The sequence below is a fragment of the Thiocapsa sp. UBA6158 genome (genome assembly GCF_002423035.1).
Taxonomy (GTDB): Bacteria; Pseudomonadota; Gammaproteobacteria; order Chromatiales; family Chromatiaceae; genus Thiocapsa.
Map to the genome: position 1 here is coordinate 56,195 of NZ_DIUM01000034.1, position 11,497 is coordinate 67,691.

The 11,497-nt window shown below is 65.8% G+C and carries 7 protein-coding genes; 4 read left to right on the plus strand and 3 right to left on the minus strand.

All coding sequences use genetic code 11. From position 1 onward, the window contains the following. Positions 1-22: 22 nt before the first annotated feature. On the minus strand, positions 23-796 hold the full coding sequence (locus B4N44_RS05720; protein ID WP_296697823.1) for a retropepsin-like aspartic protease family protein: 774 nt from the start codon (positions 794-796) through the stop codon (positions 23-25). A gap of 402 nt (positions 797-1,198) precedes the next feature. Here B4N44_RS05720 and B4N44_RS05725 point away from each other — a divergent pair, with 402 nt between their 5' ends. The 4 genes from B4N44_RS05725 (at position 1,199) to B4N44_RS05740 (ending at position 7,149) form a co-directional block, all read left to right on the plus strand. Beyond that, positions 1,199-3,160: an SLC13 family permease gene (locus tag B4N44_RS05725; RefSeq protein WP_296697826.1), complete on the plus strand. Its 1,962-nt coding sequence runs from the start codon at positions 1,199-1,201 to the stop codon at positions 3,158-3,160. A 99-nt stretch (positions 3,161-3,259) separates the two neighbouring features. Next, positions 3,260-4,492 carry an ATP-binding protein gene (locus B4N44_RS05730; protein WP_296697829.1) on the plus strand — a complete coding sequence of 411 codons (1,233 nt, stop codon included), beginning with the start codon at positions 3,260-3,262 and terminating at the stop codon, positions 4,490-4,492. 255 nt (positions 4,493-4,747) lie between these two features. Beyond that, positions 4,748-5,356 carry a transporter substrate-binding protein gene (locus B4N44_RS05735; protein WP_296697831.1) on the plus strand — a complete coding sequence of 203 codons (609 nt, stop codon included), beginning with the start codon at positions 4,748-4,750 and terminating at the stop codon, positions 5,354-5,356. Beyond that, positions 5,278-7,149, plus strand: coding sequence for a putative bifunctional diguanylate cyclase/phosphodiesterase (locus tag B4N44_RS05740; RefSeq protein WP_296697834.1), 1,872 nt, complete (start codon positions 5,278-5,280; stop codon positions 7,147-7,149). Before B4N44_RS05735 ends, B4N44_RS05740 begins: the two co-directional genes overlap by 79 nt. Here B4N44_RS05740 and B4N44_RS05745 read toward each other — a convergent pair. Both B4N44_RS05745 and B4N44_RS05750 read right to left on the minus strand, forming a co-directional pair. Further along, positions 7,056-10,244 carry an efflux RND transporter permease subunit gene (locus tag B4N44_RS05745; RefSeq protein WP_296697837.1) on the minus strand — a complete coding sequence of 1,063 codons (3,189 nt, stop codon included), beginning with the start codon at positions 10,242-10,244 and terminating at the stop codon, positions 7,056-7,058. The two genes, B4N44_RS05740 and B4N44_RS05745, sit on opposite strands and share 94 nt — an antisense overlap. Then, on the minus strand, positions 10,241-11,263 hold the full coding sequence (locus B4N44_RS05750) for an efflux RND transporter periplasmic adaptor subunit (RefSeq protein ID WP_296697840.1): 1,023 nt from the start codon (positions 11,261-11,263) through the stop codon (positions 10,241-10,243). The genes B4N44_RS05745 and B4N44_RS05750 overlap by 4 nt, the downstream gene beginning before the upstream one ends. Positions 11,264-11,497: the final 234 nt, after the last annotated feature.

Sequence of the window (11,497 nt, forward strand, 5' to 3'; positions counted from 1 at the left end):
TGGAGGCTGGCGGCCTTTCCCACTACCTCGCCGCCAAGGTGAGCTGATTCTTCTCGTCGTCGATGGTGACGCGGAAGCGTCCGAGCAGGCTCATCCCCAAGAGAGCGTTCCCGCCGAGCCGGGTGTCGTCGATAAAGGCCGCCGAGACCCCTTCGATCCGCGTCTCTCCGAGCCACACGCCACTCAGGGTACCGAGCCGCGCGTCGACCGTCCCGTTGGCGGTCTGCACCGTCTGCATCCGCAGATCGTTCGGCGAGATCCCGAGCGGGCCGATCAAGGAAGCCGGCAGGACCACATGATCCGAACCCGTGTCGATCAGCAACACCCGCTGGACGCGCTGGCCGTTCGGCCCCTCGATCGTCAGGTTCACGGCGTGCGAGGTTCCCTGACGCTGCGTCGGCAAGACGATCGGATCGCCCGGTTGGCCCTCCTCGCCCTCCGATGCGGCGTCCGAGGGAGAGCCCGATCCCTCGCTGTCGATGATCAGCGGCGGCGCGACCACGGCAACCTTCTCGCCGAGGATAATGACCCGATCGACCCCGCCGTTGTCGGTCTGAACGATCACATGGTCGAAACCATCCAGCAGTACGCGAAGACGAGGCACCAGCTCGGCACCCTCCGCGCGTCCCTCCATCTCGGCCGTTTGCTCGATGCCGCGCACCTCGAACCCGTACTGGGCCATCAGACGCTGCAGCTCCTCCTCGACCTTCACCAGCGGCGCAGCATCCGCGGCTAGAACCAGTATGCCGGAGATCCAACAGAGGTTGACCAGGACCCGACGAACAAGGTGCTTCATGGCTCCGGACTCCGGACGCGATCGGTGCAAAAGATGAGATCAAGACTAGCAGTGCGCCGGGTTCAGAGCTACAGACCGGATTCCGACAACACCGAGGTCGGAGACACCGAAACGCGTCCTCCAAGTCGGGCGCACACACAAGACCTCGAAGAAAACCGGGAAAAACCGGATCGGTTTCATTATGATCACCAATCTTGCCGTGGTCCATTCAGGGCACAGCGACAGGAGCCGTTCACGCCCCGAGCCTAAACCGCGGGGTCCGCCGGAACGTCTGCCGCAACACCTGAAGGAGCCGTCGTCCCGCGACACCGCGCACCAAGACAACAGGTCCGATCGCCACACTGTCGAAGACTCGGCACCGAAGCCGTTACACGGACCCGAACACAGAGAGGACACTTCAGCATGCTCGCCGCTTTTCGCGCCCTGACCAAGACCGACCTCGCCGCAGTCGTCTTCGCAGTCGTCGGGTTCTACCTTGCCGGTATCGTCCCGTCCGTGGAGATCGCCTGGGTCGTCGGCTTCCTTCTTCTGACCATCTTCCTGTTCGCCTTCGAGGTCGTCACGGTCGACGTCGCCGCGATCAGCATCATGGTGCTGCTCGGGCTGTCCGGGCTCTTTGCTCCATTGATGGGGCTCGAGCAGGGACTGGTGCCGGTCGAGCATCTGTTCGACGGCTTCGCGAGCAACGCGGTCATCTCCATCATCGCGGTCATGATCATCGGGGCCGGGCTCGACAAGACCGGGATCATGTCCAAGGTCGCGGGCTTCATCATGCGCATCGGCGGCAAGACCGAGTCGCGGATCATCCCGCTGATCTCCGGAACCGTCGGCGGCATCTCGAGTTTCATGCAGAACGTCGGGGCCGCGGCGCTCTTTCTGCCCGTGGTCAGCCGCATCTCCGCGCGCACCGGGTTGCCGATGTCGCGCCTGCTGATGCCGATGGGCTTCTGTGCCATCCTCGGCGGCACCATCACGATGGTGGGCTCCAGCCCGCTGATCCTCTTGAACGACCTGATCCTGACTTCGAATCAGGCACTCCCGGCCGGAACGGCGCCGATGGAGACCTTCCAACTCTTCGATGTCACCCCGATCGGCATCGCCTTGCTCACCGCCGGTATCCTCTATTTCGTGCTCGCCGGGCGCTTCGTCCTGCCCTCGCGCGGGAACGAGATGCTGACCGGCAGCGACACCAGCAGCTACTTCGCCGAGACCTACGGGCTGTCCTCCTTCGAGATCCGCGAGGTGCGACTTCGTCCGGAAAGCACGCTGATCGGTATGAGCGTCGACCAGGTGGAGCAGACCTGGCGGGTACGGGTCATCGCGGTCGAGAAGGGCGACGGCTTGCGCCTGGGTGCCGACGGGGTGGACCGCTCGCTCGGTATCGAGGCCGGCACCTCGCTCGGCCTGCTCGGGACCGAGGAGAAGCTCGAGCGCTTTGCCGAGGAGAACGCGGTCGATGTCAAACCCGACCTCGAGCTCTTCTCCGAGGCGATGTCCAACACCAAGGCAGGTATCGCCGAGATCGTCATCCCGCCCGGCTCGAGCCTGATCGGCAAGACCGCGCGCGATGTCTGGATGCGCAAGACCTACGGGCTCTCGCTGCTCGCCATCAATCGCGGCGGTACCCAGATCACCTTCAACACCGGCGGCGTGCGCAATACGCCCCTGCTCGCGGGCGATGCCTTGGTGGTCCACACGACCTGGGCAGACCTGACTCGCCTGACCAAAGACCGCAACTTCGTCGTGGTCACGACCGAGTATCCGCACGAGGAGCTGCGTCCGCATAAGGTCCGCGCGGCTCTCGTCTTCTTCGTGATCACACTGGCCTTGGTGCTCCTGACCGATCTGCGGCTCTCGGTGGCCCTGCTCACCGGTGCCATGGGCATGATCCTCGCGGGCGTGCTCTCGATCGACGAGGCCTACGAGGCCGTGAGTTGGAAAACGGTCTTCCTGTTGGCCTCGCTCATCCCGCTCGGACTCGCCGTCGAGGCCAGCGGCACCGCCGCCTGGATCGCCCAGCAGACACTGACGGCGCTCGGCGACGTGCCGATCTGGGTCGTCCAGGCCGCGCTCGCGGTGCTCGCGACCTTCTTCACCTTGGTGATGTCGAACGTCGGCGCGACCGTCTTGCTCGTCCCGCTGGCGGTCAACATGGCCTTGGGGATCGACGCCAACCCGGCCGTCTTCGCCTTGACGGTGGCCATCGCCACGTCGAATTCCTTCTTGATTCCGACCCATCAGGTCAACGCTCTGCTCATGGGGCCCGGCAACTATCGGGTCGTCGACTTCATGCGTGCCGGCGGCATCATGACGATCATCTTCCTCGTCGTAGCACTGACCATGCTCAATCTGGTCTTTGGCTGAACCGCGTCCGCTGCAGCGGGCGTGAACTCCTGCGAGGGCGAGACCCGAATGAACAGAGTGCATGTCGTACGAGACGCGGTTTTATAGGGCTCGCGAGGGATGTCGCTGTTGCGCAAGACGCCGACCTGCCCGGTTCATGGCTGCGAGCTGGTGCTCTCGCACCACGGCAAGAAGAGCAATCTCGGCCATTACTTCGTCGAGGTGGTGGGCGCGCCGCTCCTGTATTGCCCGCAGTGTTTGGAAAGGGGTCAGGACACCTCGGTGGAGGTCGAGCCAGCGGCGTCCAATGCCTTTCTGAAACGGCTGGTCCAGGTGCTCGAAACCTCCGCGTTTCCGGGGCTCCTGAACAAGCCGAAGATCCGGGTCGATTTCAATCCGACAAAGACGACCTTGGAGCACCCTTACGGCCAGGGCATGACCCCCAATGCCGGGCCGATGGCACAGGCAAGTCCCGCCGCGGCGCCCTCCGAAGAAGCCGACGAGACGCGCCTGGAGGGCATCGATCCGGTCGAGCCTCGCCACACCCTCAATCAACTCATCCTCGATCAGGACACCTTGGAGCGCATCCGCGAGGCGACCAACGTGCTGGTCTCTCAGGACTTGCTCTACGTGACCTGGGGTCTGTGCTCGGTGGCGCGCACCGGACGGCGCGTCGCGTTGAATTTCTACGGTCCGCCCGGGACCGGCAAGACCTTGGCCGCCGACGCCATCGCCGACCTGCTCGCCAAGAAGATCCTGCGTATCAGCTATGCGGAGCTGGAGTCGAAGTATGTCGGCGAGACACCCAAGAACATCAAGGCCGCCTTCGCCAAGGCATCCGAGACCGGCGCCCTGCTCTTCTTCGACGAGGCCGACTCCATCCTCGGCAAGCGTCTGGTCAACGTCTCCCAATCCGCCGACAACAGCATCAATGTCGCGCGCAGCACGACCCTGATCGAGCTCGACAACTTCGACGGCGCGGTCATCTTCGCCTCGAATCTGGTCGGGAGTTACGACACCGCCTTCCTGCGGCGCATGCTCGCCCATGTCGAATTCAGGCTCCCCGCCACCGAGCAGCGCGAGCAAATCTGGCGCTGCCACATCCCGCCCCAGTTGCCGCTGGCGGAGGATGTCGATTTCGCGAGCCTGGCGCTCTATTCGGAGGGGGCCGCGGGCGGCGACATTCAGAACGCCGTTCTGCTCGCGGCCTCTTACGCCTCGATGCGACAGGGGTCCGAGCAGGTGGTCATGCTCGCGGACCTGAAACGCGCCATCGCCTTTCTGCTCGACGGTAAGCGTAAGATCCTCGAAGGCGAGTCCGGCTCGGACGACGGCCGGTTCGACTGGGGTTAAACCGCGCCGCCTCCAACGGTTGTCGCGTCTGCCGAGACCGATCCGATCCAAAACATCGCATACGCCAATCGAATTCTTCGCAAATCACCTCGCCGACAGTGGCAAGGGAGCCGGCATGATCAATTCCAATCTGCGCCTTGACCGATCATGCAACCGCCGTATGCCGTTTTCGGACCTCTGAGCGCCGTCTGCGCAATGGGTGCGTCGCCTTCACTTGTGCTGATTCCGGCGGTCACTGCCGTCTTGGCGTTGATCATGCTCAGCCAGCGACCGGCCGGGGTAGAGCCGATCCATGTCGGGGTCGTGCATGCCTTGTCCGGTCCCATGGCCGAAAGCGAGCGAGGACTCGTGGATGCCGCGCGGCTCGCCGTGGAGGAGATCAACGCCGAGGGTGGACTCCTCGGGCGTCGCGTGGATCTCATCCTCGCCGACAGCCGTTCGGATTGGATGACCGCAGCCACGGAGGTCGAACGCCTGATTCTCCAAGAGCGCGTCAGCGTCCTGTTTGCCTGCTGGACATCGGCGTGTCGAAAGGCCGTCACGCCGGTCGTGGAGAAGCACCGTCACCTGATGTTCTATCCCCTGCAGTACGAGGGCCTGTACGCAGTTTGGGGTTACTTCCAGAGCCTACCCGATCCCGCCAACCGTCGCTTCGTCGATGCATTCCGGCGGCGCTTCGGTGCCGAGCGTGTCGTGAGCGATCCGATCGTCTCCAGCTACAACGGGGTTAGGCTGTGGGCTGCAGCGGTTCGCGCGGCCGGAACGGACGATCCCGAAACGAGCGCTTGGTCGATGCCCGCTCTTTCGCGAGCCAGGCACTGGTTCGCGACGCCTTGTCGGCACTGGTCGCGACCCGGACGCTGAGCACGACAGCAAGCACGGAGCTGGCGACCCTCGGCGAGCGCGCGGATTACCACGACCTGCTGCTGATCGATGCGAACGGCGATGTCGTCTTTTCGCTGCGCGGCGAGGCCGATCTGGGCACCAACCTCCTGCATGGCCCCTTTCGCGACTCCGAATTGGCGGCGGGCTTTCGCCAAGCGATGGTCTTCATGCACATCGACATGACCCGTTTCGAGCCCTACGCGCCGTCCGGGGGCGAGGTGGCGGCCTTCGTCGTCGCACCGATCCTCGATGCGCAACGTCCGCTCGGTGCCCTGGCGCTCCAGGTCAACCTCGCCACCCTGATGCCGGTGGTCAGCGACCGCACCGGACTCGGCGCCAGCGGCGAAACCGTGCTGGCCGTTCAGGAGAGTCAGGCCGTGCGTTACACCGTCCCACTCGAGCGCATGCCGGGGGCAGCCTTTACCAACCTGGTTCAGCTCGCCCGAACGGCCGAGCCGATGCGGATGGCATTGGCCGGCAATCAAGGCCAGATCCTGATGTCGCAGGCCCTGCACGCCGCCCACCGCGAGGGTCGACTGCTCGCGGTGCTCTTCATCGATCTGGACCGTTTCAAGGTCATCAACGACACGCTCGGCCACCACATCGGGGATCTGCTGTTGGTCGAGGTGGCACACCGCCTATGCCGCGAGGTGCGCGAGAGCGACATCGTCGCCCGCCAAGGCGGGGACGAGTTCGTCGTCGTGCTCACCGCACTCGAGTGTGCGCAGGACGCGGCCGTGGTGGCTGACAAGATCCTGCACGCCCTCGGCGAGCCTTACGACATCGAGAGCGACCGGCTGCACACCAGCCCCAGCATCGGAATCAGCGTCTATCCCGATGACGGCCTGGACGCCGACACCCTGACGAAGCATGCCGACACGGCGATGTATCACGCCCAGGAGCAAGGCCGAAACAACATCCAGTACTTCACCGAGGCACTCAACGTGGCGGCCGGCGAGCGCCTGACGGTCGAGCGCGAGCTGCGGTTCGCCATCGAGGAGGGTCAGCTCGCCTTGCACTATCAGCCCCAATTCGAGGGCGCTGCCGACCCGCGCGGTGCCCCCTACGCCATGGAAGCCCTGGTGCGCTGGCGGCATCCGCGGCGCGGCTTGGTCACGGCCGATCATTTCATTCCCATCGCGGAGGAATCCGGACTCATCCACACCATCGGGGACTGGGTCTTGAACGAGGCCTGTCGCCGTCTAGCCGAATGGAAGGCCGCGGGCATCGGACCGCGGCGCATCGCGGTAAACCTCTCGGCCCATCAACTGCGCAACCCCGCACTCCTGCAGAAGGTCGCCGCCGTGCTGCGGCGTTATGAGCTGCACGACGACGAGCTGGAGCTCGAGGTCACCGAATCGGTCGCGATGCGCGATCCGGCGCGCGCGGTCGAGACCCCGCAGGCCCTGCGCAACCTCGGGGTTGCGTTGGCAATCGACGATTTCGGGACCGGCCATTCCTCGCTGGCCTACCTCAAGCGTCTGCCCATCCAGACGCTGAAGCTCGATCGCGAGTTCGTGCGCGACATCGAGACCGACGAGAACGACGCCGCGATCAGTGCCGCGACCCTCGCACTCGCCCACGAACTCGGCCTGCGAGTCGTGGCCGAGGGCATCGAGACGGAGGGTCAGAGCCGTTTCCTGCGGGCCCACGGCTGCGACCTCCTGCAAGGCTATCTCTACGGCAAACCCGAGCCGGCCGAGTTCTGGACGGCGCGCTGGGCCCGGGACAGGTCCGCCGAACTCACATGTACCCGAAACCACAGCGCATAGAGCGCCGGCAAAAACAGCAGTGTAATCAGGGTCCCGACCAATACACCGCCGATCAGCACGAAGGCGAGCGGCCCCCAGAAGGTATCGGTCGTCAGCGGGATGAAGGCAAAGATGGCCGCCGCCGCAGTCAGCACCACCGGACGCGCACGCTGCACCGTCGCCTCGACCACGGCAGCGGAACGCTCCAGTCCCTGATGCAGGTTGTCCTCGATCTGCTTGGCCAGGATCAGGGTGTTGCGCATCAGGATGCCGGCCAAACCGATCAGCCCGAGCAGGGCGACGAAGCCGAACGGGCGATCGGCGATCAGCAAGGCGAGCGTAGCCCCGATCACCCCGAGCGGCGCCGTGGCCACCACCATGAGGGTCCCCGAGAAGCTGCGCATCTGGAACATGATGACGATCAGCATCAGGGCCAGCATGATCGGCTGGACGCGTTGGATCGAGGCGTCGGCCTTGCCCGATTGCTCCACCGCGCCGCCGATGTCGATCCGATACTCGGGCGGCAGCTCGGCGATCAGCCCCTGCAGCTCGCTCCAAATGGCCTGCGTCACGTTCGGTGGCTGCGCGCCCTGGACCTCGGATTGCACCGCAATGAAGGGCTCGCGGTTGTAACGCTTGAGCACAGGATCCTCGAAGGCGATCATCAGCTCACCGGCCTGCTCGAGCGGAATGGTCCGGCCGTCGAGCGTCTTGAGATTGATGCCGGCGAGGCTGGTCGGCGTGAGCGCCGGGTCGATTGCTCCGGGTCCTCCTGCACCGTCCGCGCTCGCTGCGCCCTGCTCGGCGAGCCCCCGAAGGATCAACTGAACATTGCGGACGTCCTCGCGGATCTCGGTCGCCGGCAGCCCGGAGAGTTGATACTCCAGTTGACCGGCAAGCTCGCGCGGCGTGAGCCCGATCAGACGCAGACGCTCCGGATCGAGCGCAAGCCGCACTACGGGGACACGCTCGCCCCAGTCCAGATGCGGATCCAGCGTATTCGGATTAGCCGCGACCACCGCGCGCACCTCCTCGGCGATGCTGCGCAGCACCAGCGGATCGGGCCCCACCACCCGAAAGGTCACGGGCCAGATCACCGGGGGCCCGTAGAGCAGCGTGTGCACGCGCACTCGCGCCTCGGGAAACGCACCGGCCTCCACATGCGATTGGAGCTGATCAATGAGCGCGTCGCGTTCGGCCGCGCCTTCCGCCACCACGATCAGCTTGGCAAAGGCCGGATTCGGAAACTCCGGATTCAGCGCGAGGAAGAATCGCGGTGCCCCGGCCCCGAGATAGGCCGCGCTCGAACGCACGCCGGGTGCCTCCGCCAGGATCGCCTCGACCCGCTCGACCACAGCCGCGGTCGCGCGGATCGCGCTGCCCTCGGGGAGCCGGATGTCGATCAGGACCTCGGGGCGATCCGAGGACGGAAAGAACTGTTTCTGCACGCTGCCGGCCAGCCCGACGATCGACAGGACCAACAGCCCGAAGGTCGCGACCACCACCCGGATCTTGTAGCGAACACAGCCGCGGATCAGCCCGCGCAGCTTGCGGTAGAGCGGCGTCGTGTAGGCACTCTCCGCGGAATGCTCGCCCGTGCGCTTCGGTGCCTTCAGCAGCAAGGTGCCCAGATAGGGCGTGAAGGTCACCGCCACCACCCAGGAGGCGAGCAGCGCAAAGGCCAGCACCCAGAAGATGTTGCCCGCATACTCGCCGACACCCGAGCGCGCGAATCCGATGGGCACGAAGCCGATCACGGTCACCAGTGTGCCGCTCAACATGGGCGCGGCGGTCACCGTCCAGGCATGGGCCGCGGCACGCAGCCGATTCCATCCCGCCTCCATCTTCACCAGCATCATCTCGATGGCGATGATGGCGTCGTCGACCAGAAGCCCCAGGGCGATGATGAGCGCACCCAGGCTGACCCGATCCAGGTTGATGCCCTTGATCAACATCAGCAGGAAGGTGATCGCGAGGGTCAAGGGGATGGCGATGCCGACGACCAGACCGGCGCGCCAGCCGATGGCGACGAAGCTGACCAGCATCACCACCGCGACCGCGACCAGGAACTTGATCTGAAAGAGGTCGACGGCATGCGTGATGGCGTCGGCCTGATTGGTGAGATGCGTGAAGCCGACGCCCAGCGGCAGACTGGCCTCAAGCCCTTTCTGGACCTCGACCAGGCGCTCCCCGAGCGCCAGGCCGTTCTCGCCGCGCTGCATCACCACGCCGAGCAGGACTACATCCTCCCCGCCGGAACGGATCAGAAACTCGGGTGGATCCTCGTAACCGCGGCTGACCTCGGCGATCTCGCCCAGCGTCAGAAGATGCTCGCCGACACGCAGCGGCACCTGACGGATATCCTCGAGCTCACGCAGCTCGGCGTCCGGACGCAGATAGAGCCGCGGCCCGTCGGTCTCGACCAGACCCGCCGGGGAAAGCCGATTCTGGGCATCCAGGGCCTCGCGCACCGCAGCGGGCGATACCCCGAGATTGGCGAGACGCGCCTGATCGAGCTCCACGAAAAAGCGCTGCGGCCGCTCACCCAGGATGCGCGCCTTCTGCACCCCTTCGACCCGGGCCAGCCGATCGCGGATCCGCTCGGCCTCGCGCACCAGCAGGCGGTTCGGCAGATCAGGCGCAGAGAGTGCATAGAGCGCGAAATAGACATCCGAGAAGTCGTCGTTCACGAACGGTCCGAACACCCCGGCCGGCAGACTCCCGGCCGCATCCGACATGCGTTTGCGCACCTGGTAGAAGAGATCGGGGATCTGCTCGGAGGGCGCGTAGTCCTGAAACTCGACCAACATGTCGACCCGTCCGGGACGCGCCGTGGTTTCCAGCCGGTAGAAGAGCTCGACCTCGCCGATGCGCTTCTCCAGCGGATCGGCGACCAGATCCTGCATCTGTTGCGCGCTCGCGCCCGGCCAGAGCGCCGAGACCACCATCACCCGCACGGTAAAGGCCGGGTCTTCCGCGCGGCCGAGCTGCAGGAAGGCAAGCAGACCGGCGAGCGCGGTCACCAGGATGAGAAAGAGCGTGACCGAGCGCTCGCGCACGGCGAGCGCGGAGAGATTCATCCGCGTCCCCGCTGACCTGTCGTCGGAGGTGCTCATCGCTCGAGCACCCGCACGGCCTGACCAGGCAGCAGGAGATGCGCCCCGAGTGCGACGACCGGCGTGCCCGGCGCCAGGTCGGTCCGAATCTCGGCCAGCTCGCCGACGATACCGATCAGCTCGACCGGCTCGGGCTCGACCCGCCCGCCCGCGATCCGCCAGATCAGCGGCCCTTCACCGCGCTCCAAGATCGCACCGAGCGGAACCCGAGCGATCGGTCCGGACACCCCGCGCGCCGTCTCGAAGGTCAGGGTCACGGTCGTACCGAGACCGGGCTCGCTCGGCAGCTCGGGCAGACGATAGCGCGCACGCCAGGTCCGGCTGAGCGGGTCCGCGCTGCCGGCGATCTCGCGCAGGGTCACCTGAGCGGACGCCGGTCCGTTCGCCGGTCCCGCGCCGTTCGCAAGCCGTGCCGTCGCCTCGGTCGGCAGATCGACACGCCGCGCCTCGGGCACCTGGACCTCGATCTCGCGCGGCCCGTCCTCGGCCAGGCGTGCGACCGCCTGACTGGGCGACACCACCTGCCCGACCTGTCCGTCCACATCCAGGATCACACCTGTCGCGGGCGCGACCAGGTCGGCATAGAGGATGGCGTTGCGTGCCTGCTCCAAGGTCGCCTCGGCCGCGACCAGCCGTTGCTCGGCGGCGCGCGCGGCGGTCACGGCCCGATCATGGTCCTGCTCGCTGGCGAGCCGCTTGACGAGAAGATCACCGAGACGGTCGCGCTCGCGCTCGGCGTTCTCGTGCTCCGCCCTGGCGCTCGCCACCGTCGCCTCGGTCGCCAAACGCTGCTGGGTCACGTCGCGCGGATCGAGCCGAAACAGGATGTCACCGGCCTCGACCCGCACTCCCGCGTCGACCAGACGCGCCTGGATCTCGCCGCCGATGCGGAAGGACAACGGGATCTCATGGCGGGCGCGCACCGTGCCCGTGAGTGTCCAGACGCTGTTCGGCGCGGGCTCCACCCGGGCCGACAACACCCAAGGCACCGATTCGCGATCGGACTCTGCGGTAGGCACGGCCGACTCGTCGGTACTCGGCCCGCATCCCGAGCCGAGCAGCGCTGCGACGAATACCGCTCCGATCCTGTTTATCCTGGTCGACAAGGGTCACTCCTGCACCGCGGGCACCGGCGTTGGTCGGGATACCGAACGCACGTGCGCGGGGTATCTTTAATCGCATCATTATTCCTGTACGATTGCGTTTAGTAAATGACCGAAAACATGACGCTTGCCACCTATCAGTTTACCCAG

Excerpts from the sequence above, each read along its gene's own strand:
- B4N44_RS05720 (WP_296697823.1), bottom strand. The coding sequence starts at position 796 with ATGAAGCACCTTGTTCGTCGGGTCCTGGTCAACCTCTGTTGGATCTCC.
- B4N44_RS05735 (WP_296697831.1), top strand. The coding sequence starts at position 4,748 with ATGCTCAGCCAGCGACCGGCCGGGGTAGAGCCGATCCATGTCGGGGTC.
- B4N44_RS05745 (WP_296697837.1), bottom strand. The coding sequence starts at position 10,244 with ATGAGCACCTCCGACGACAGGTCAGCGGGGACGCGGATGAATCTCTCC.
- B4N44_RS05730 (WP_296697829.1), top strand. The coding sequence starts at position 3,260 with ATGTCGCTGTTGCGCAAGACGCCGACCTGCCCGGTTCATGGCTGCGAG.
- B4N44_RS05725 (WP_296697826.1), top strand. The coding sequence starts at position 1,199 with ATGCTCGCCGCTTTTCGCGCCCTGACCAAGACCGACCTCGCCGCAGTC.